Genomic DNA, 19767 nt, shown 5'->3' with positions numbered 1-19767 from the left:
ATACGTAAAGCATGCTGGAAAATGGAAGGAGGTGTTTGGCGGGGAGGTCGTTAAAGCTTGTTTAGACGTATTGGGACAAAACGGGGGGATTTTGGGAGCTTTTGTGTTGTGCCGTGTTTGGGGGCGCGATGAAAGTCCCTCCATGATGGCGAAGTTGCCGGACAAGTGCTTTTTCATTGGAGAGGAAATGGTTCTTGTGGTACTTTTGTTCATTAAGAAAGAGTCGTTTGAGGGGCGTTTTTTTTAGCCGATATGGGAAAAGGATGTAGGGGCATGAGAAAAAGTCTGTGTGGAGTCAAGTGGGCTTGTTGGGGAAAGGTTGGGGGCAGGTTGTGGAAGAAAATAGAGGGGTGGAGGAAAGGGGAGAATAAGAAAAGAACGGATAGAGACATTATAATCTTTATGTTTTTCTACACTACCTTGTTATAGAAAATCAAAAATTACCACACCTTGTGAATTCACTGTGGGGCTGATCTTAAAGCTCTTCAAAAGCACTGATCAATAGATACTTCTCCATATAACTTTGATAAATGATATTAGTATGATCCCGAAGATAAATGCACCAATATTTACCAAATATCCTTTTATACTGATGAAAATTAATAACCCTATACTTATTATTCCTAGTGGTATATTCCACGTAAAAAACGAAATTATATAACACATTATAGGTATTATTCCACAAATAATGAAAATTACATTCATGATACTACCAATTACATGCTCGGTATTATCTTGTCGTCTGTTCTCTTGGTTTCTACTAATTTCAGAAGCCTTGTCATTATCTTTAAAAGTTTTATGATAGAACTGATTGTAAGCAGCTCTCTTTTGAGGATCTTTAAGAACTTCATAGGCTTCACAAATTTTTCTGAATTTTTGTTCTGCTTCGGTACTAGAATTATGATCAGGGTGGTATTGCAGAGCTAATTTACGAAAAGCAGATTTTATCTGTTTATCGTTGCATGCGTAGCTTACACCAAGAATTCCATAATAATCGTCTTCATTTATTATCATTAAATACAGCCACTTTGTGTATTGCTCTTATTTTATAAGATCGTTTAATTGATCCCCTTTGAATGTATCGACATGTGTTATTTTTATGTTAGAAATATGGTGAAAATTGTATTGAATGGTGGGGCTGTACTTGGGGCTATTGTATCTAAATGAGGGGAGATACAGTTCAAAACGCTTGAAAAAGCAGGTTTTTTTAATGTTTTAGAAGTATTTTTTAAAAAAATAGATTAAAAGAGAAACGATAAATCAAATATAAAGGGACGGCAATAATAGCCAAGGTTGTCATTATTGTAAATAAACAGGCAGGAACCTTAAATCTAAAACGCCAAAGTAAACTAATGGGAACGGACGTTATCGTTGTTATGATGAATCCTACGATAAACCATTGCATGAATAAGTACATTATATTGATTTTATCTTTATTAAAACGATTTTGTTTGAGTTCTTCCTCTGAAATACAATCGATAATAGAAAAAACAGGGTAAACAGGAAACTCTCTACTTGGACAAGCAATAACAGCAAATTTTTCAAGCTCTAACCATTATCTTTCGCGTTCTTTTTCCAATATCTTCTTTTCTATTTTTTGTTTTATATATTCTTTGGAAATACAATTGATCGGAGAAGTATTCCCAACAAAAAATTCGTCTTTTCTACATCCACGGGTTGTATGATGCGTGAATAAAAAAAGCGCTTATTGCTATAGCAAATAAAATAAAGTGTTTAAACATAGGGTATTTATTGTCTTTTGTTTCTAACGAGCTTTGATAAGTAATTTCTATTGAATAAATCAATATATGTTATTTTTATGTTGGTAAAATAAAACAAATTGTATGTACTTTGGCACTTTGTATCTAAAGATGGCGATAGATAGTTCAAAATGCTTGAAAATGCAGAATACCCTTTGAGAAGCACTTTTCATAAAGTTATGGAATGAATAGATCAAAGTTTATGGTAATTTTGTATACTCTATGATAACTCTGTATAAGATCTCAATTTCATGATCAAGTTTCTCAAGTTCTTTCTTGTTTTTAGCTATACGCTCTTGATATGTCTCTATGTGTTTCATACTGTTTGAGAGACGGGTATGCTCATTAGAGTGTTTTGCTTCATTCACATGTCGCATTGCATCTATTTCTAATTCTATAAGGCTACACAGAGTATTAAATACATGATGTCGTTTTTTGATTATATTCTGCCATTTTTTTATTATATTGACATGTTTTTCATAGAGAGGTTGCGATAACCGCCACTTGTTTTCCAAAAAAAATGTTTTTTCTATCCAGAGAATTTGGTAGAATTTTTCTGACCACCAACTACTTCCATTAACGAGGAAAATGCGGAACAATCTCTCTCTTTCTGTAATCTCTTTTGAAGAGAATAGTTCATTCGAATGAGTATATCCCTTTGAAGAATAAAAAAGATGCGTTGTTAAAAGGGCGATAATTAAGACGTTTCTCAATAAAGACTGTTTAATTAACATTTTTTTTATACCCTTTTTGTGATTGATTATAGTCATTGTGAGAGGGCTTAATGGTTCTTTAGAAGTATTTTGAAAGGCAGTTTTATTATCCGTTTAAAGATTTTTTAAATACTGCTTCCATTTTTCAAAAGTGCTATATCTTACGGGCGGTTTTACATTTTCTTTGGGCATCATGGCAAGGTATACCTCTCTAGCCATAACGCACATTGTTGCTGTGTTTCTAAAACGAGTGAGTTCATTGCCTATTATGAGCAGCTCTGTCTGGAGAGTTTGTTCTTTTCGACTAATGCCATTAGGGGAATCCAAAAATTTTTCTGCGTACGCAAACATTGGATCATCAAAGTTTGTTTCAAACTTTGCGTTGAGGAAAATATTTTCTATATAATCCCAATTTTTCCTGTATTTCATCCCGTTAGCTTTAAAAGCCCTAAGTCTTGTTGGTAAGTCGTTAAAGGTAAGTGTGGGCATCGTTTTATCACCTTGCCATAAATCAAAAAAACGTCCACAAAAAACAAGCAATATGTGATAATGTTTAAAAATATTGAATTCTGGAGGATTACTGGGCAATGTTATTAAATGCCTCCAAAATTGACTTTTGTCATGGGGTATGTCTACAGTCCATTCCATATACGCTTTTAAATATTCTACCTCTTTTTTTGCTTTTTCTAATTTCTGAGAATATGCTAAAGGAGTGTAATTTTCATGGACATATTTTTGGTAAAGCCTATCGTATTCAGCGAGATCGCTTACTTGAGTACAACCCAATAATAGGGATACAGAAAAAAACGTTATAAATATTATGACGTACGTTTTGAATAATAATTTCATCATTTTAACGTTTAATGATTTTTGTTGAATAAATCAATATGTGTTATTTTTGTGTTGAAAATATATGTAAAAAATGTATTTAATGAAAACAGCGATAGTGATCATACTGTATCTAAATAAGGGTGTAGTACAGGATAAAACCCCGCACATGCGGGGTTTTATTCGCTGAAGAAGACAAGGACAGAGGAGACAAGGACAGTAGAAAATATAAGGGAGGTCCTGTCACCAAAATGTTTGTTCTAGGGCGGGAGTGGGGAATATCCAAAATGCTCTAAACGAAATATACTTGTTGTGCATAGTCATGCGCTTGTTTTAAAGAGACATCTTGCTCCAAGCTCTTTTTATACTCATTTCATGCCCATTTCATACCGGCGTTCGTGAACTTCATGCTGGGGCTTGTAAATGGTATCGTGAGAGGTAACGATAAAACCTCGTAGATTATAAATATTACACACCTCATCTTTACTTTATGAAAAAGTAAGTTGGTATCATCTTGAGCTCGTTCTCAAGATTGCGACATGGGCTTTAGCTCTTGGGATGATTCATAATCTCATTCACTGTGGGGGGGACTTTTCATAAAAGGTAGGCTTTTCTTGAAAAGTTTTATGCCATACGGATCTTTCTGCTTGTGAACTGTAAGCCTTGTGAACTGTAAGCGAAGAGGGGTGTTTGATTTCAATAGAATAGAGGGGAAGAGAATTCTTCGCTCTTAGGGTTCTTCTGCAAGAGGAATAACGCTATCCGTATAAATTAAAGTATTCGTATAAAAAAGAGCGTCTTGAAAGAGGGATGGCTTAGAGCACGTGGAAAATCATAGTGTATAAAATTGGTAATGAGGGATCTTCTTTGAAACGGCGGGCTATCAATTTTCTGGTATATGTGATGCCTAGTATATGGGGATGTCTGTCATATGAGATGTTTGCCATATGGGAGCGTGGGGTGACTTATTGAAAGCTTTATTGAGGGGGGGCTTTATCACTGTTTGGTTTTTTTCTTTTGGTAAGGGGTGGGGAGAATGGGGAAGGAATTGAGTTGAGAGGAGGTTCTGGAAATGGCTCTGTTAGATTTGTTGTAAATGACGAATAGGATCGATGAAGCTTATTCTAATTTTTAGAGGGAATACTTGTGTTGCTTGAGGTGGATAGAGAGGCTAGAAAGATAAGATTATTCGTTTTGGGGCGGATAAAGGTATCAATGGGATATGTTCAAACAATGAGTTTATAATAATTCATTATTGAGATTTAATTTGAATTTCAATGAGAGCCCGAAATAGTGTGAGATGTTCTTATTTCAAACCTTCTTATTCAAACGCTCTTATATTGAAACAAGTAAAATCGTTTGTCTGCATATTATAAGTGGGGTGAGCTTGTGGGGAAAAATATTCAAGAAATAAAAAAGCCTATACCGTCTCAAGTGTTAAGAAGATGCAACAGTGAGGTTTGGCAAAGAGAAGGATAAGGGGGGTGTCTTACAGGAAGGAAAAAGGGGGAAGCCAATGGGAGGGGGGCTATTCTTTGGGGTGTGTCAATTTCAAAAGCCGCTCATAAAGCATTTTGGAGATTAAGCGTGTCATTGAAGCCATTGATTTTGACGCCATTGAAGCGCATGGTTTAAAGGATGGAGGATTTGATGAAGCCAATGGAGGCTGGGGGAAAAAATTGAGGCTTATAGAGAAGGCTTATAGGGGAAAGAAGAGAGAGGCAAAAGAAGAATAAAATGGTGCTGCGAGAGAGGATTGAACTCTCGACCTCTCCCTTACCAAGGGAGTGCTCTACCACTGAGCTACCGCAGCCCTTTTCAATCTTTGCGCTGTCTTGTGCCATATTGTCAGAAAATAGGCAAGAGAACATTTGTATATTCTTGCAAGAAAACGTATCTTATGTCATGACATATGTTTCTTATATGCTTAAATATTTAAGGTTATGAGTTGCTTGGATAGAAGCTCAACACTGTTTAAAAGGTTGCGCAATGACACAAATGTATCAAAAACAAAAACAAAATGAAATGAATCATCAAGATGAAAAAGCAAAACGACGTCAAGAAAGATTGGCGCAACAATTGCGTCAAAACCTGAAACGTCGAAAAGAACAATGCCGAAAAAGAGCACAAACAGAGCTCTAAAATGCAAAAAGCTCTAAAATGCAAAAAAATGTTTTTTAGTGAAGCTTTGCAACCAAACTTCTCAATAATTTGTTCTCATATTTAGAATGCGTTCTAAAACGATTAATAAAGCATAACTTCCCGAAGGGGGACAATCCTTTGGAAGGGCAGGCACAAAGGAAAAGAGGGAAAACACTATGGATTCTATTCAAATTGTTGGGGGAGAAAAACTTAAAGGAACAATTCCTATATCAGGAGCAAAAAATGCTGCCTTGCCTCTTATGATTGCGGCGCTTTTGACAGAAGAAACGCTTACTTTAGAAAATATTCCTCATCTGGCCGATGTCGAATTGCTTATTCGTATTCTCAATAATCATGGTGTGGGATATGCCGTTGATGGACAAGAGTTTAACGATGAATGTGTGAATTCAAGAACAATTCATTTTACGGCGCAAAAAATAGCCACAACACGGGCGCCATACGAACTGGTGAAAAAAATGCGTGCAAGCTTTTGGGTTATCGGACCTCTGCTTGCACGATGCGCAGAGGCTTATGTTTCGCTTCCTGGAGGATGTGCTATTGGAACAAGACCTGTCGATTTTATCCTTGAAGGACTCAAAACTTTAGGCGCACAGATTTCGATCGAAAATGGATATGTTCATGCAAAAGCGCCAAGGGGCTTAAAAGGTGATCACTATCGTTTCCCTAAAGTCACTGTTGGGGGAACCCATGTGCTGCTGATGGCGGCGACAACGGCAAAGGGAACAACCGTTCTTGAGAATGCGGCTTGTGAGCCAGAAGTGACAAACCTTATTCGAACCCTGAATGCTATGGGGGCTCAAATAACCGGTGAAGGAACAACAACGCTTACAATTGAAGGGGTGAAAAAACTTAAAGGGACAAAAATACGCGTTATTGCTGATCGAATAGAAGCGGGGACATATGCAATGGCTGTTGCTATGACAGGAGGAGATGTCTTTCTTAAAAATGCAAATCCTAATCATCTCACAAAAGTGCTTAAGGTGCTCCAAAAAACAGGACTCGAGATTCAAATAGAACCTCAAGGAATTCATGTTAAGCGAAATCCAAAGAACACCAAAATTATGCCCGTTGATATTAAAACAGGACCTTATCCTGCTTTTCCAACCGATCTCCAAGCCCAATTCATGGCGCTCATGACACGGGCTGAAGGAACCGCGCATATTACAGAGACGGTTTTCGAAAATCGTTTTATGCATGTTCAAGAACTCAATCGCTTAGGAGCACAGATAAAGCTTGATGGGCAGACGGCAACCGTCTATGGAACAGAGAATTTGCAAGGGGCTCCCGTTATGGCGACGGATTTGCGTGCTTCTGTTTCTCTTGTGATTGCAGCGTTGGCGGCAAAGGGGGAAACAATCGTCAATCGTGTCTATCATCTTGATCGTGGATTTGAGAGGTTGGAGGAAAAATTAGTCCGTTGTGGCGCAAAAATCCAACGCATCACAGTGTAATTTCCTTTGAGGGTATTCTTTAATCTCTCTCTTCGGGGGGGATTAATCTCAAGAATCAAGGGTTGTTAATCCTCTCAATAAACGTGGGGTTTATCTCATGGTTTTGGAGCTTTTACGAGCGGGCATAAAAGTTTGAGAGGCGGGTGGGGCTCATAAAACAAACAAATAAAGACTGTTTTTAAATTTTATTGCTAATTTCATGAAATTACTTTATTGGTAAGAGAATGTTTTGGTCGTCTACGCAGCGATCAACAGGGAATGAAAGACCCTAAACTTGAGACACGTATTTATCCAGCTTTATGGATATCCCGGATTTCCGGGAGCTTTTGTTATGTCCAGGTGCTCTCTAGCACTAAAAGCAAAAGGCTGAGTCAAGTTTCAGCTCTTTCAACTCCCGGAATACCAATGCGAGGGCGCTCGCAACCGGCAGGGGAGCTTGAAGTGAAAGCTAAAAATCCACACTTTAACGACATTTCGATAGGTAGAAAAATTCGCTTTAAAAGAACAATGATCGGAATGTCGCAAAAGCAATTAGGCAGTCAGTTAGGTGTGACTTTTCAACAAATCCCAAAATATGAAAAAGGCTCTAATCGTATAGGAGCTGGGCTTTTACAGGAAATTGCTGATATTCTCAATGTTCCCATTTCTTTTTTTTACGCTGATCTCTCAACAAAGGAAAATGCTTTGTATCCTTGTGATGAAAGGATCGGAAGTAAAGAAGAGCAAGTCCTTTTGAAAAGTTTTAGAGAGCTCAAACCTAAGAAACAGAAGGCATTTTTGTGTTTGATTGTCTCATGAGATAAAAACACTGTTTTAAATTTTATTGCTAATTTCATGAAATTACTTTATAAATAACACTGTAACTTTGGTCGTCTACGCAACGATCAGTAGGGTCTGAAAGCCCTAAAGTTCAGTACATAAGATTAGCCTACTCTTGTGGGTTTCCCGGGATTCCGGGAGTTTTTGCCATGTCCAGGTGCGATGAGCACTAAAAGCAAAAAAAGCTGACTGAACTCAGTACTTTCAGACTCCCGGAATACCAATGCGAGGGCGCTCGCAACCGGCAGGGGAGCTTGAAGTGAAAGCTAAAAATCCACACTTTAACGACATTTCGATAGGCAGAAAAATTCGCTTTAAAAGAACAATGATCGGAATGTCGCAAAAGCAATTAGGCAGTCAGTTAGGTGTGACTTTTCAACAAATCCCAAAATATGAAAAAGGCTCTAATCGTATAGGAGCTGGGCTTTTACAGGAAATTGCTGATATTCTCAATGTTCCCATTTCTTTTTTTTACGCTGATCTCTCAACAAAGGAAAATGCTTTGTATCCTTGTGATGAAAGGATCGGAAGTAAAGAAGAGCAAGTCCTTTTGAAAAGTTTTAGAGAGCTCAAACCTAAGAAACAGAAGGCATTTTTGTGTTTGATTGTCTCATGAGATAAAAACACTGTTTTAAATTTTATTGCTAATTTCATGAAATTACTTTATAAATAACACTGTAACTTTGGTCGTCTACGCAACGATCAGTAGGGTCTGAAAGCCCTAAAGTTCAGTACATAAGATTAGCCTACTCTTGTGGGTTTCCCGGGATTCCGGGAGTTTTTGCCATGTCCAGGTGCGATGAGCACTAAAAGCAAAAAAAGCTGACTGAACTCAGTACTTTCAGACTCCCGGAATACCAATGCGAGGGCGCTCGCAACCGGCAGGGGAGCTTGAAGTGAAAGCTAAAAATCCACACTTTAACGACATTTCGATAGGCAGAAAAATTCGCTTTAAAAGAACAATGATCGGAATGTCGCAAAAGCAATTAGGCAGTCAGTTAGGTGTGACTTTTCAACAAATCCAAAAATATGAAAAAGGCTCTAATCGTATAGGAGCTGGGCGTTTACAAGAAATTGCCGATATTCTCAATGTTCCCATTTCTTTTTTCTACTCCGATCTCTCAACAAAAGAAAACGCTTTGTATTGCTGTGATGAAAGGATTTCAAGTAAAGAAGAGCATATCCTTTTGAAAAGTTTTAGAGAGCTTAAACCTAAAAAGCAGAAGGCAATTTTGTGTTTGATTGTCTCATGAGATAAAAACACTGTTTTAAATTTTATTGCTGGTCTCCAGAAATTATTTTATGAACAAGCACCAGGGTTCTCGTCGTACAGTGTGGTTGAATGGTGGAACCCAAAGCCTGAAAATCCAAGATGAAACATTAGCCTGCTTTATAAGTATCGCGAGATTCCGGGAGCTTTTGTTATGTCCAAGTGCGCTCTAGCACTAAAAGCAAAAAAGCTGACTGAACTCAGTGTTTTTGACTCCCGGAATACGCATAAGAGGCGCTCGCAACCGGTAGGGGAGCTTGAAGTGAAAGCTAAAAATCCACACTTTAACGACATTGCGATAGGCAGAAAAATTCGCTTTAAAAGAACAATGCTGGGAATGTCGCAAAAGAAATTAGGCAGTCAGTTAGGTGTGACTTTTCAACAAATCCAAAAATATGAAAAAGGCTCTAATCGTATAGGGGGCGGGGCGTTTACAAGAAATTGCCGATATTCTCAATGTTCCTATTGCCTTTTTTCTACTCCGATCTCTCAACAAAAGAAAATGCTTTGTATTACTGTGATGAAAGAATCGGAAGTAAAGAAGAGCATATCCTTTTGAAAAGTTTTAGAGAGCTCAAACCTAAAAAGCAGAAAGCAATTTTAAGATTAAATTTTCGTTAGAATCAAAAAAAAATTAAAGAGGCTCTTGCTAAATAATAAATTATTATATAAAGCTTTTTCTAGAGAAGGGGGTTAACATTTCTCCTCCCCCCCCCCCCCCCAGAAATGTCCAAATAAAACCTCCTTCTCATCATTTTAAAAATCACGAAAATTTTTATCCTTTATCTTTTATCCTTTTAAAAAGAGTGACTTATTTGTGCTAGAAAAGTTGCTGTATTAGGCAAATTGGAGGGCGGGGTGTTTTTAGGATTTGGGAAGGGCTTGAAAAATCATCTTGCCAAATAGAGTTCTCAAAAGGAAATCTTGGAGAGCAATCATCCAAAGGGCGCACAGTGGAGAGCGATCATCAAAGGGGCGGCTTTAAAAGAAGCTACCAAAAATCCGGAACTTCAGGCTTTAAATGAGGACCAATCCGTACCGCTGAGACCTTTTCTGCTAAACCGGTGCGATCTGAAATCTCAACCGCTAAACCACAAAGGGTGGCGGGACCACACGCCGGTTCAAAACGGTCTTGCTTCGTCTTATAAAGAAAACGGTGTAAGGGTTCTTCTTTATCCATTCCAAGAGAGGAGTTATAATCTCCACACATGCCTGCATCTGTTAAATAGGCGCTCCCACCTTCTAAGATCTGCGCGTCAGCCGTGGGAATGTGCGTATGTGTGCCAACGATAACACTCACACGACCATCCAGAAAATGGCCTAAACATTGCTTCTCGCTTGTCGTTTCTGCGTGAAAGTCAAAAATAATCGTATCCGCTTGCTCCATCAACGAACAGGCAAGAAGAATATTTTCCGCTGTTTCAAATGGATCTTCTACTTTGCACGGCATAAAAACGTTGCCCAACAGATTGGCGACAAGAACACGGGCGCCATTTTTTGCCGTAAAAACACCAGCACCTTTTCCGGGAGTTTCTTTCGAAAAATTGGCAGGGCGTAAAAAACGATCACTCTCATGGGCATACTGCAATGCTTCTTTGTGAGAAAAAGCATGATTGCCCGTGGTGACAACATCAACACCGGTCATCAAAAGATCTTGATATGTCTCTTGCTTAAGACCAAAACCACCAGAGGCATTTTCACCATTTACCACAACAAAATCAAGCTGCCATTTCTCAATCAGTTGAGGAAGGTGTTCAAAAACAGCTTTACAGCCTGTGCTACCAACAATGTCACCTAAAAATAAAAAACGCATAGGCGCTTTAATCACACTTTAACATTTTAAGAAACCTTTTTCTGTAAAAATTCCTTGTACCTGTAGATCATGTTCTGCTGCGGGAATAGAGAAAACCTCCTGACATGAAAACCCTATGCCCCATAATGTCATTTGATGCCCTTGTTTTTCAAGAGCTTCAACCGCACGGTCATAGTATCCTCCTCCATAGCCAAGACGGTGACAGTGACGATCAAACGCAGAAAGCGGAACAATAATATTATTGGGGACAACAACCTCATTGTCGGCACTGGGACCAAAGGTGCCAAAACGCATGGGCTCTAAAATCGTGCTGGGCGAAAATGCACGGAAAATCATGGTGGTGGAATCAAGCACTGCTGGTAAGGCTAAACGTCCACCGCGTAACGCTACAGCATCCAGTAAAGGACGCGGGTCAATTTCCGATTTAATGGGCCAATAGCCTGCTAAAATGAGGCGTGAAAAATCGGTTCCCTTCTTTTCAAGGTATTCAATAAAGTGGCAACAAGCACGTTGCGAAAAGAGTGCGCGCTCTTCTGTTAAAAGAGCATCACGACGCGATAAACCGCTTTTGCGTTGCTGTGTGCGAAGAGATGAAGCAGATTCACAGAGGGGATTTTGTGTCATTGTCTCGTCAATTGTTTTATAAGATGCTGGTATTTTATCCATTGTTGGCGTTTTGTAAATCTCTGTTAGGACAAGAGCTGTGCTCATGAAAAAAAGCATGAAAAAAGTGTGTGCTCTTTATAGGGGGTATCTTGGTGCAACAAGCCGCTTTTGCGTTGCTTGCGTGCGAAGGGGTGAAGCAGATTCACAGAGGGGATTTTGTGTCATTGTCTCGTCAATTGTTTTAATAAGATGCTGGCATTTTATCCATTGTTGGCGTTTTGTAAATCTCTGTTAGGACAAGAGCTGTGCTCATGAAAAAAGCATGAAAAAAGTGTGTACTCTTTATAGGGGGTATCTTGGTGCAACAAGCCGCTTTTGCGTTGCTTGCGTGCGAAGGGATGAAGCAGATTCACAGAGGGGATTATTTTGTCAGTGCTGTCTGTTTTATAAAATAAAGCCCCTCGTCATTTTTATTTCTTGAAAAGAGAGTATCGTCATTGGTCTTATGTAAAAGGACGCTCTCAATTTTAGCTGGAAAAATTTTTATGCAAAAAAGTTATACAAATAAAGGGTGATCCACAACAGCCGATGGAAAAAGCTGATCCCGGGAACCTATACAAATAGGTGGGCGCCATATGAAAAAGCCCACGGGCTTGATCAGGGACAGCTCCCTTGGAGATCATTAAGGTCTCAGGAATACGTTATTTCCTGTCGAGAAGCGCAGAACACCCTCCTTAATATAAAACAATTTCAGAGTTTCTGCTAGAGATAAAATAACCTCGCTCTCTTCTTTTTCATAAAGTATTTCAGGAGAGATTGATGATATTGTTGGTGGTTGCTCGAAATGGCTGTATGATGGATGGCTTATTCAAAGTAAAAAAGCAAAAATATGAGTGGGGGTGGGTGTTTGAGTGACGTAGAACGGTTTATTGGCAATGGCTTGACTGGCTCTTTTGGGACAATGCTTGATTTTTATGTTTCGCGGGAATACTTGGAGGAGCTTTGAAGGGAATATTTCTTATTCAAGAATGTTTGTTCAATTGATATTGCTTCTTTGAAGTTTTTGCCTCGTGGGGAGTATTTTAGGGCTGTTTTATCAACTTTGAGGGGGGGGAGGAGAGCCGATACGGTATGTGCTGCTATGGTTGAAGCTTAAAAATAAAAAACAGATGATGATAGTTTATCAGAGGCGCTAAGCGATGTTGTAAGCTTTTTTAAAAAAGTATTTTTTGAGGATCGTGTTTACAAATTTTTTTTATCCATGATGGAAGGTGTGAAAAGAAGAAACGGCTGAAGAGGACTCAAGCGTGAAGCGTTTGCTTGCTATGAGAGAAATTCTGAAGGAAGTATATTGGAAATGTTTGGACGCTGCCTGCAATACAAAAAAGGTCCAAATTCAAAAAAGACACTGTCAATTGTGTGTGGGGGGTGTGGTTATAAGCAGGGGGCTTTTAGTTTATTGAGTGGAATGTGAAGCCGGCTTGCGTCTTATCTAGGTTTGAAAGGATGCCGTAAAGTGTCTTGTTCTTGAATGGTTTTAAAGAGCTTGGGGTGATTGTTCGTCTAACAGAGCTTGCACGCGCTTTTGAATTCTGCGCATTTGTGGATAGTAATCCAATGCTGTTTCATAAGCTTTAAGAGCAAGTTTTGGACGCTCCGTTGCTTCCATGACAACGCCAAGTTCAAAAAAAGCACTATAATTGCGCGGCTCAAGTTCAAGAGCATGGTTGAGATCAAGCAGGGCAAGCTTGAAATCGTTCAGTTGAATGTGAATCCAAGCACGCCTTACCCAAGCTTCAGAATGAGTAGGTAAAAGTGCAAGAGCATTGTCAATATAATCAAGCGCAAGTCCATAATCATCGCTGTTGAGTGCATTTTCAGCCCATGACATTAAAAGATCAATCGTCTCACTCCCCGATTGGGACCATAAATGTTGAAGTTGTTGACTGATCTTTTTCGCTTTAGCAACATCAGCACAATATTTCAATTCTTTGAGTAAACGTGAAATTTCTGCTTCTTTGCGTTGCTTAACTCTGTCAACATGGGAAAGCTGCTCTTTGTCAAGATCTTCAAGAATAACCGCCGAGGAATCAGAATCGGAGGGCGTTGAGGAAGGGGGAGGAGAATTGGGAATAAGATCATCTAACGGTAAAAGCGATTGTGGAGAAGGCCGATCTTCAGGAAGAGAAGGAGGATTTTGCCCATAGCTCGAGGGAACAAAACAAAAAACGCCAACAAAAAAAAGAAAAAACGCGCGCTGAAAAATACAGAAAAAACGCAGCTGAAAAAATCGAAAGGCTTTTAAAAAAATAAAAGAATCCATAAAAACAAGCCCCCAAAAGATAAATCACCAAATATTATCAAATACTAGACTTGTAATCAACGGACTTATAACCAAAAAAACGCAAGAAAAATTTTTTAAGCCTACAATCAAAGTAGGCATAAAAACATTGACCTTAAAGAAATTAGCCCTAAAAGAATTAGCCCTGACGTGCTCTAAAACGTGGGTTCGTTTTATTAAGAATATAAACACGACCCTTACGACGCACCAAACGATTGTTACGGTGGCGCTCTTTTAGTGCTTTAAGCGAATTTTTAATTTTCATCATATTCACCGTTTAAATAGTTTACGTAACACAACACTATAATACTATAATACAACACTAAAATATAATACCACAACCCCAATAGACTGCTTACTCTATGAGCATTGCATTGCGATATCGTACTTGCATTATAACATCACACGATACACTTTTTCACTGTGATCACAAAAAGAAAAGCGCACTCTTAAGGTACGCATTAACACACTTCATTAGCACAACGATAAGTGAAAATTGCAAAAAAGTAGGAGAGATTTAACAAGAAGTCTTATTCTTGTCAAGGGTATATCCCTTACAAATTCCTTAGGGTGTGTTAATGGTTGCCTTGAAGGTAAAAATTTTCTCGTAAAAAAAGGACACAAAAAAGCACAAAGAGTGGAAAAAAGTAAAAGCCTTTTCAGCTTTAAACAAATAAGCTCTGTTAGGGAGTGTTGAAAGATCAGGAGCGCTGTTGAGCCGTTGGATTGTTGAAGTTGGTGTGGTTTTTTTGTCGTTAAGGGCAAGGGGGGCTTCTTAAAACGCAAGAGGCTTGTTTGTGGGGGCTCGTGAAGCCCTGTCAGGTACGTGCGCCGGCTGAAATGCTTGAAGTTGGGGGGAAAGAGGGGGAGGCGTTGGATTGTTGATTGGTGTGGTTTTTTGTCGTTAAGGGCAAGGGGGGGCTTCTTAAAACGCAAGGGGCTTGTTTGTTGCGGGCTCGTGAAGCCCTGTCAGGTGCGTGCGCCGGCTGAAATGCTTAACGTGGGGGGAAGAGGGGGCGCCGTTGGATTGTTGAAGTGGTGTGGTTTTTTGTCGTTAAGGGCAAGGGGGGGCTTCTTAAAACGCAAGGGGCTTGTTTGTGGGGGCTTGTGAAGCCCTGTCAGGTGCGTGCGCCGGCTGAAATGCTTAAAGTGGGGGAAGAGGGGGCGCCGTTGGATTGTTGAAGTGGTGTGGTTTTTTTGTCGTTAAGGGCAAGGGGGGGCTTCTTAAAACGCAAGGGGCTTGTTTGTGGGGGCTTGTGAAACCCTGTCAGGTACGTGCGCCGGCTGAAATGCTTGAAGTGGGGGGAAGAGGGGGCGCCGTTGGAATTGTTTCTTGTATTTGTGTACGCCGTGCCTATAGTTTCAAACGTCCCCTTATGAAAAATCTCATACCCTCAATATGGGCCTTCAATAACTGGGAATCACATTAAATACGTCTAGAAATATGAAAATAAGAATTATGGTATTTTAATACCACGTTTTTCACGATTTTTTTTATTTATTAATTTCTTTATTCCATTTTTGAATTGCTAAGTTTAGTCCTGTAAGCGCTTTACGGTACAGTTTTCGATATTTAATGGTAGAATAAACAAGCCAAACGGATAATGTTATTATTGCACAACCGCCAAGGATCCCTAGAATGCGTCCTAATATTATAGCTTCAGTCATTTTCTCTCCTTATTGTATTTTGATTAGCAACCGCTTCATCTAGTTGTTTCATTACTTTTTTCAGTTTCTTCTTTACTATGATCCGTAGCACCAAAAAGATTGGTATCGAACCGTACAGAATTAATGCGCATATCAGCCCGATTGCAGTTGCTACATTCATCTGAGGTTTATCCGCACTGCCTAATATTGAGAGGAAAATGTATAAACAGACGCTTATAAAAATTATGAATATAAACTCTCTCAGTGAAACAACACCAGCCTTTAATGTTTCCTTAACTTCTTTTTGGATATCGAGGACTAAGTCCCATTGAGAAGATGTATCATTTTGTTCTTTTGGTGATGCATTTGATAGGTTTGGTTTTGTCATGTTGATATTCGTTTGTTTCTTGAGGGTTTTGTTTTTTGATAAAGCGAATAACTCAGTTTCTCAGACTATTTTTATGAAATGAAAAAAGATTTCTGTACTTGTTAAAATGATAATACGAATGACTTGCTACGTCTGTAGCGCATCTTCCCTTTATTATTATGAGGCATGTACAATTTTTCGTGCCGCTGTATAAAAGATTCGTTTTGTGAGTACAATTATATTTTATCACTAAACTACAGGCGAAGAGGCATTTAATATTGAAGTGTTTAGCCGGTTGAATTTACTTAAGAAAAGCTTGATTGTTGACAGATCGGCACAGGAATCTTCGTCCTTGAGCGCGGTTAGGCGCTCAAATTTGAATAACGTAACTTTATAGGGGAAAGAACGAAGGCGATAGACATAACGAAGGTGACAAATATTACAGATATTAAAGTGAGTGATATTTTAAACGGTTGTTGTTTTAGAGTGTAAGCTAAATTTACGGTTTTCTTTCGGTGTGTAGTTGTATGTTTATCTGCTATTTTAAGCTTTATTGCGAAATGAAATAAGGAGAGACGCTTCAAGCTCTAGAAAATACGACACAGGTAATATCGCCTTATGAGGGGAGAGAGGATATTGCTATGATGGATAAGCTTAGTACTGTAATTATATCTTTGACATGAAACTCAAGGGGTGGTGCGGAGCGGCGCTTGGCACTTTTGTGAAAGAATGAACACAAGAAGGGAGACTAGAGGCAATGAGAACGCATTGTTAGAATGCTCTCTATAGGCTGCAAGAGGTAAGTTTATCCTCTAAAGGTTGGAATTAAAAGGCCTAAAGATTGGCATTAAAAGAAAAATGAAGGGGCTGCGTATGTTATGGGGGAATATTTATGCGGTGGAAGGTGGAGGGGTGATGAACTTGGGGGCTGGTGGATTGTTTTTAGCCGTGGGGGGACTTTTTTGAGAAAAGGAGGAGGGAGCTGTTGGATTGTTGATTGGTGTGGTTTTGTGTCTTTGAGGGTGGGGGCATGGAAGAGAAGGAGCTTGTAGGAGAGCTTTCACGCCCTGTCAGGGGCGAATTAAAAGGTTAGGGGCGCTGTTGAAGCCGCGGGATATCGGTGTGGGGTGAAGCTTTTGTTATGGGGGAATATTTATGCGGTGGAAGGTGGAGGGGTGATGAACTTGGGGGCTGGTGGATTGTTTTTAGCCGTGGGGGGACTTTTTTGAGAAAAGGAAGGGGAGCTGTTGGATTGTTGATTGGTGTGGTTTTGTGTCTTTGAGGGTGGGGGCATGGAAGAGAAGGAGCTTGTAGGAGGGCTTCACGCCCTTTCAGGGCGAATTAAAAGGTTAGGGGCGCTTTTGAAGCCGCGGGATATCGGTGTGGGGTGAAGCTTTTGTTATGGGGGAATATTTATGCGGTGGAAGGTGGAGGGGTGATGAACTTGGGGGCTGGTGAATTGCTTTTAGTCGTGGGGGGACTTTTTTGAGAAAAGGAGGAGGAGCTGTTGGATTGTTGATTGATGTGGTTTTGTGTCTTTGAGGGTGGGGGCATGGAAGAGAAGGAGCTTGTAGGAGGGCTTTCACGCCCTGTCAGGGCGAATTAAAAGGTTAGGGGCGCTTTTGAAGCCGCGGGATATCGGTGTGGGGTGAAGCTTTTGTTATGGGGGAATATTTATGCGGTGGAAGGTGGAGGGGTGATGAACTTGGGGGCTGGTGGATTGTTTTTAGCCGTGGGGGGACTTTTTTGAGAAAAGGAAGGGGAGCTGTTGGATTGTTGATTGGTGTGGTTTTGTATCTTTGAGGGTGGGGGCATGGAAGAGAAGGAGCTTGTAGGAGGGCTTCACGCCCTTTCAGGGCGAATTAAAAGGTTAGGGGCGCTGTTGAAGCCGCTGGATATCGGTGTGGGGTGAAGCTTTGTTTTTTCAGTTCATTGGGAGATAGTGTGAAAAAGCATTTGTATGTATGTGGGCTTAAGATTTGTTGGCTGGTCCCAATAATTGGATGACGTGCCCCATTTTGCGGTGGGGGTGAACAGTGCTTTTGCCATATAAATGGATCGAGGTGTGCTCTTGCTTTAGAAAATATTTTAACGTGCTAAAATTGTTACCAAGAAGATTGGTCATTTGGCAATCGCTATGGCGATAGGGACTGCCTAAGGGAAGTCCGCAAATAGCACGGATATGCTGTTCAAATTGTGAAGTTATGCATGCCTTTTGTGTCCAATGACCAGAATTATGGACACGCGGCGCTAATTCATTCACTAAAAGATGACCATCCGTTAAGACAAAAAACTCAATACAAAGAACACCAACATAATCGAGGGCATCCATGACTGTTAAGCTGATTTCTTGAGCTGCTTTTTGCACGTCAAGTGGAATATGGGATGGAACAAAGGATTTATGAAGAATTCCGTGTTTGTGTTGGTTTTCAGGGCAATCATAAAAAATATGTTCCCCTTGTTTTGTGCGGGCAGAAAGAACCGAAATTTCCGATAAAAAAGGAACTATTTCTTCCAAAATACAAGGCTGTTCCTGAAAAGTCCTTAAGGCTTCGTCAAGGGTTTGTTCATTGGGGTGATCAAGCTTGATCTGGTTTTTGCCGTCATAACCAAAACGACGCGTCTTTAAAAGACCACGTCCGCCTAAAGTATCAAGAGCGGAAAGAAGAGAAGAAGAATTGTCAATAGCGTGCCATGACGCGGTGCCAATCCCTTGATCACGCAAAAATTGCTTCTCAAAAAGTCGATCTTGCGTGATCTCTAATGCTTTGGAAGAAGGATAAACAGGCTTACTCTTTTCTACATATTGAACCGTTTGAAGAGAAAGATTTTCAAATTCATAGCTGACAACATCACATTGAGAAATAAAATGATCTAAAGCTGATGTATCGTCATAGGAGGAAACAATATGGTTGTTTGCTGTTTGAGCGGCTGGGCAATCGGCTTCAGGGCAAAAAATAACGGTTCGAAATCCTAATTCTGCGGCCGCTATGGCGAGCATCCGTGCTAATTGTCCGCCCCCGATTAAACCAATGACGCTGCCTGGAGGTAACATGGTGGAGGGAGTGGTGTTGGCTGAGGGAGTGGTGTTGGAGGAGAGAGTGGTGTTGGCTGAGGGAGTGGTGTTGGAGGAGAGAGTGGTGTTGGCTGAGGGAGTGGTGTTGGAGGAGAGAGTAGTGTTGGCTGAGGGAGTGGCGTTGGCTGAAGGGGTGGCGTTGGAGGAGAGAGTAGTGTTGGCTGAGGGGGCGGCGTTGGCTGAGGGGGCGTTGAAAAACGGTGCCATTTTAAACCTCCGTTACAGGCGTTTGGGCAACATTGGCTGTTTGTTGTTGACGCCAATCTTCTAATCGTTGGGCGAGATCATGGTCATAAACGGCCATAACGGCTGCGGCTAAAAGTGCTGCATTAATTGCGCCTGCTTTGCCAATTGCTAATGTGCCAACGGGTATCCCTGCTGGCATTTGCACGATTGAAAGCAAAGAATCTTGACCAGAAAGAGAATGAGAATGCACTGGAACGCCAAAAACAGGAAGAGGAGTAAGGGCTGCTAACATACCTGGAAGATGCGCTGCACCCCCCGCTCCGGCAATTAAAACTTTAAACCCTGCTTCTTTTGCTTCTTTTGCAAATTGATAAAGGCGTTCAGGAGTTCGGTGTGCTGAGACAATATGCGAACTATGAGAAATACCAAGACTCGTCAAAATATCTGCACTATGGCACATCGTTTGCCAATCCGATTGGCTCCCCATTAAAATCGCGACATCACATGATTTTTTCATCATTCACTATCCTTTTCAAAGGTTCAATGCGATTCTTTATCATTATTTTTTTAAAGTTTTATATTCTCTTTGCAAAGCCAATTGATGACAGAGAAACAGTTATTTTTCAAATAAGGTGGAAAGCTAAAAATTTAAAGGGGGAGACCAAGAGATGAAAAACTAAAGTATTGAAGGCATGAAGCACTTCTTTTTTTGGGGGGAGATGAATTT

21 protein-coding genes, 1 tRNA gene, 1 other RNA gene and 2 pseudogenes are annotated in these 19767 nt (G+C 40.1%); 12 read left to right on the top strand and 13 right to left on the bottom strand.

The genetic code is table 11. From position 1 onward, the window contains the following. Window positions 1-247 (top strand): hypothetical protein (locus ACFILN_RS06645; protein ID WP_375671118.1); only part of this gene is annotated, 247 nt, incomplete at its 5' end. Window positions 248-774: 527 nt separating this feature from the next. On the opposite strand, the pseudogene ACFILN_RS06640 reads toward ACFILN_RS06645, so the two are convergent. The 3 genes and pseudogenes from ACFILN_RS06640 to ACFILN_RS06630 form a co-directional block, all read right to left on the bottom strand. Continuing rightward, window positions 775-1014, bottom strand: a pseudogene (locus ACFILN_RS06640) (DnaJ domain-containing protein); the annotation flags it as partial. 946 nt (window positions 1015-1960) lie between these two features. Continuing rightward, window positions 1961-2494: a hypothetical protein gene (locus ACFILN_RS06635; RefSeq protein ID WP_273790848.1), complete on the bottom strand. Its 534-nt coding sequence runs from the start codon at window positions 2492-2494 to the stop codon at window positions 1961-1963. A 93-nt stretch (window positions 2495-2587) separates the two neighbouring features. Beyond that, window positions 2588-3322 (bottom strand): hypothetical protein, encoded by a 735-nt coding sequence (locus ACFILN_RS06630; protein WP_375658242.1) that lies wholly within the window; start codon window positions 3320-3322, stop codon window positions 2588-2590. Between the two features lie 1553 nt (window positions 3323-4875). On the opposite strand from ACFILN_RS06630, the gene ACFILN_RS06625 reads away from it, so the two are divergent. Continuing rightward, window positions 4876-5037 carry a hypothetical protein gene (locus ACFILN_RS06625; protein ID WP_375643498.1) on the top strand — a complete coding sequence of 54 codons (162 nt, stop codon included), beginning with the start codon at window positions 4876-4878 and terminating at the stop codon, window positions 5035-5037. A 2-nt stretch (window positions 5038-5039) separates the two neighbouring features. Here the strand turns inward: ACFILN_RS06625 and ACFILN_RS06620 are convergent. Continuing rightward, window positions 5040-5114, bottom strand: a tRNA-Thr gene (locus tag ACFILN_RS06620). Window positions 5115-5290: 176 nt separating this feature from the next. Here ACFILN_RS06620 and ACFILN_RS06615 point away from each other — a divergent pair. From ACFILN_RS06615 to ACFILN_RS06590, 6 genes and pseudogenes are all read left to right on the top strand, one after another. Next, window positions 5291-5443: a hypothetical protein gene (locus ACFILN_RS06615; protein WP_273790845.1), complete on the top strand. Its 153-nt coding sequence runs from the start codon at window positions 5291-5293 to the stop codon at window positions 5441-5443. Window positions 5444-5619: 176 nt separating this feature from the next. Next, window positions 5620-6915 (top strand): UDP-N-acetylglucosamine 1-carboxyvinyltransferase, encoded by a 1296-nt coding sequence (murA, locus tag ACFILN_RS06610; protein WP_375631456.1) that lies wholly within the window; start codon window positions 5620-5622, stop codon window positions 6913-6915. A gap of 213 nt (window positions 6916-7128) precedes the next feature. Beyond that, window positions 7129-7713: a helix-turn-helix domain-containing protein gene (locus ACFILN_RS06605; RefSeq protein ID WP_375671116.1), complete on the top strand. Its 585-nt coding sequence runs from the start codon at window positions 7129-7131 to the stop codon at window positions 7711-7713. Window positions 7714-7957: 244 nt separating this feature from the next. Next, the gene (locus ACFILN_RS06600; RefSeq protein WP_375671114.1) at window positions 7958-8350 is read left to right on the top strand and encodes a helix-turn-helix domain-containing protein; all 393 of its coding nucleotides are present in this window, start codon (window positions 7958-7960) and stop codon (window positions 8348-8350) included. Window positions 8351-8594: 244 nt separating this feature from the next. After that, on the top strand, window positions 8595-8987 hold the full coding sequence (locus ACFILN_RS06595) for a helix-turn-helix domain-containing protein (protein WP_375671112.1): 393 nt from the start codon (window positions 8595-8597) through the stop codon (window positions 8985-8987). Between the two features lie 279 nt (window positions 8988-9266). Further along, window positions 9267-9625: pseudogene (locus ACFILN_RS06590) on the top strand (helix-turn-helix domain-containing protein). Between the two features lie 370 nt (window positions 9626-9995). Here the strand turns inward: ACFILN_RS06590 and ACFILN_RS06585 are convergent. The 5 genes from ACFILN_RS06585 to ykgO form a co-directional block, all read right to left on the bottom strand. Then, complete coding sequence (locus ACFILN_RS06585) at window positions 9996-10817, bottom strand: TIGR00282 family metallophosphoesterase (RefSeq protein ID WP_273790841.1); 822 nt, start codon at window positions 10815-10817, stop codon at window positions 9996-9998. An 18-nt stretch (window positions 10818-10835) separates the two neighbouring features. Further along, window positions 10836-11441, bottom strand: coding sequence for a 5-formyltetrahydrofolate cyclo-ligase (locus ACFILN_RS06580; RefSeq protein ID WP_375631471.1), 606 nt, complete (start codon window positions 11439-11441; stop codon window positions 10836-10838). Between the two features lie 551 nt (window positions 11442-11992). Beyond that, a non-coding RNA gene (gene ssrS, locus ACFILN_RS06575) (6S RNA) lies at window positions 11993-12153 on the bottom strand. A gap of 807 nt (window positions 12154-12960) precedes the next feature. Next, complete coding sequence (locus ACFILN_RS06570) at window positions 12961-13746, bottom strand: tetratricopeptide repeat protein (protein ID WP_375631458.1); 786 nt, start codon at window positions 13744-13746, stop codon at window positions 12961-12963. Window positions 13747-13903: 157 nt separating this feature from the next. Beyond that, entirely contained in the window at window positions 13904-14029 is a 126-nt protein-coding gene (ykgO, locus tag ACFILN_RS06565) for a type B 50S ribosomal protein L36 (protein ID WP_004863016.1), read from the bottom strand. Window positions 14030-14799: 770 nt separating this feature from the next. Between ykgO and ACFILN_RS06560 the strand changes: the two genes are divergently transcribed. Continuing rightward, window positions 14800-14946, top strand: coding sequence for a hypothetical protein (locus tag ACFILN_RS06560; RefSeq protein ID WP_375658318.1), 147 nt, complete (start codon window positions 14800-14802; stop codon window positions 14944-14946). Beyond that, window positions 14940-15194 (top strand): hypothetical protein, encoded by a 255-nt coding sequence (locus ACFILN_RS06555; protein WP_375658317.1) that lies wholly within the window; start codon window positions 14940-14942, stop codon window positions 15192-15194. The genes ACFILN_RS06560 and ACFILN_RS06555 overlap by 7 nt, the downstream gene beginning before the upstream one ends. A gap of 64 nt (window positions 15195-15258) precedes the next feature. Here ACFILN_RS06555 and ACFILN_RS06550 read toward each other — a convergent pair whose 3' ends face one another. Then, window positions 15259-15432: a hypothetical protein gene (locus tag ACFILN_RS06550; RefSeq protein WP_375637692.1), complete on the bottom strand. Its 174-nt coding sequence runs from the start codon at window positions 15430-15432 to the stop codon at window positions 15259-15261. Further along, the gene (locus tag ACFILN_RS06545; RefSeq protein WP_273790838.1) at window positions 15425-15799 is read right to left on the bottom strand and encodes a hypothetical protein; all 375 of its coding nucleotides are present in this window, start codon (window positions 15797-15799) and stop codon (window positions 15425-15427) included. Before ACFILN_RS06545 ends, ACFILN_RS06550 begins: the two co-directional genes overlap by 8 nt. 1099 nt (window positions 15800-16898) lie before the next feature. Here ACFILN_RS06545 and ACFILN_RS06540 point away from each other — a divergent pair. Both ACFILN_RS06540 and ACFILN_RS06535 read left to right on the top strand, forming a co-directional pair. Beyond that, window positions 16899-17060, top strand: a complete 162-nt coding sequence (locus ACFILN_RS06540; RefSeq protein WP_375671110.1) for a hypothetical protein — start codon at window positions 16899-16901, stop codon at window positions 17058-17060. Window positions 17061-17419: 359 nt separating this feature from the next. Continuing rightward, on the top strand, window positions 17420-17581 hold the full coding sequence (locus ACFILN_RS06535) for a hypothetical protein (protein ID WP_375671108.1): 162 nt from the start codon (window positions 17420-17422) through the stop codon (window positions 17579-17581). 169 nt (window positions 17582-17750) lie between these two features. Here the strand turns inward: ACFILN_RS06535 and ACFILN_RS06530 are convergent, their stop codons facing one another. Next, complete coding sequence (locus ACFILN_RS06530; RefSeq protein ID WP_375671106.1) at window positions 17751-19061, bottom strand: 5-(carboxyamino)imidazole ribonucleotide synthase; 1311 nt, start codon at window positions 19059-19061, stop codon at window positions 17751-17753. Between the two features lies 1 nt (window position 19062). Next, complete coding sequence (gene purE, locus ACFILN_RS06525) at window positions 19063-19560, bottom strand: 5-(carboxyamino)imidazole ribonucleotide mutase (RefSeq protein WP_273790836.1); 498 nt, start codon at window positions 19558-19560, stop codon at window positions 19063-19065. Window positions 19561-19767: the final 207 nt, after the last annotated feature.

Origin of the sequence: Bartonella sp. CL434QHHD, assembly GCF_042195145.1 — a bacterium.
GTDB lineage: Bacteria > Pseudomonadota > Alphaproteobacteria > Rhizobiales > Rhizobiaceae > Bartonella.
The sequence above is the reverse complement of the archived record's forward strand: the minus strand, read 5'-3'. Positions and strand labels throughout refer to the sequence as shown.

What these genes read in the sequence shown, in the direction of transcription:
- ACFILN_RS06635 (WP_273790848.1), bottom strand. Translation starts at nt 2,494, where the DNA reads ATGTTAATTAAACAGTCTTTATTGAGAAACGTCTTAATTATCGCCCTT.
- ACFILN_RS06630 (WP_375658242.1), bottom strand. Translation starts at nt 3,322, where the DNA reads ATGAAATTATTATTCAAAACGTACGTCATAATATTTATAACGTTTTTT.
- ACFILN_RS06615 (WP_273790845.1), top strand. Translation starts at nt 5,291, where the DNA reads ATGACACAAATGTATCAAAAACAAAAACAAAATGAAATGAATCATCAA.
- murA (WP_375631456.1), top strand. Translation starts at nt 5,620, where the DNA reads ATGGATTCTATTCAAATTGTTGGGGGAGAAAAACTTAAAGGAACAATT.
- ACFILN_RS06600 (WP_375671114.1), top strand. Translation starts at nt 7,958, where the DNA reads ATGCGAGGGCGCTCGCAACCGGCAGGGGAGCTTGAAGTGAAAGCTAAA.
- ACFILN_RS06595 (WP_375671112.1), top strand. Translation starts at nt 8,595, where the DNA reads ATGCGAGGGCGCTCGCAACCGGCAGGGGAGCTTGAAGTGAAAGCTAAA.
- ACFILN_RS06585 (WP_273790841.1), bottom strand. Translation starts at nt 10,817, where the DNA reads ATGCGTTTTTTATTTTTAGGTGACATTGTTGGTAGCACAGGCTGTAAA.
- ACFILN_RS06580 (WP_375631471.1), bottom strand. Translation starts at nt 11,441, where the DNA reads ATGACACAAAATCCCCTCTGTGAATCTGCTTCATCTCTTCGCACACAG.
- ACFILN_RS06570 (WP_375631458.1), bottom strand. Translation starts at nt 13,746, where the DNA reads ATGGATTCTTTTATTTTTTTAAAAGCCTTTCGATTTTTTCAGCTGCGT.
- ykgO (WP_004863016.1), bottom strand. Translation starts at nt 14,029, where the DNA reads ATGAAAATTAAAAATTCGCTTAAAGCACTAAAAGAGCGCCACCGTAAC.
- ACFILN_RS06550 (WP_375637692.1), bottom strand. Translation starts at nt 15,432, where the DNA reads ATGACTGAAGCTATAATATTAGGACGCATTCTAGGGATCCTTGGCGGT.
- ACFILN_RS06545 (WP_273790838.1), bottom strand. Translation starts at nt 15,799, where the DNA reads ATGACAAAACCAAACCTATCAAATGCATCACCAAAAGAACAAAATGAT.
- ACFILN_RS06530 (WP_375671106.1), bottom strand. Translation starts at nt 19,061, where the DNA reads ATGGCACCGTTTTTCAACGCCCCCTCAGCCAACGCCGCCCCCTCAGCC.
- purE (WP_273790836.1), bottom strand. Translation starts at nt 19,560, where the DNA reads ATGATGAAAAAATCATGTGATGTCGCGATTTTAATGGGGAGCCAATCG.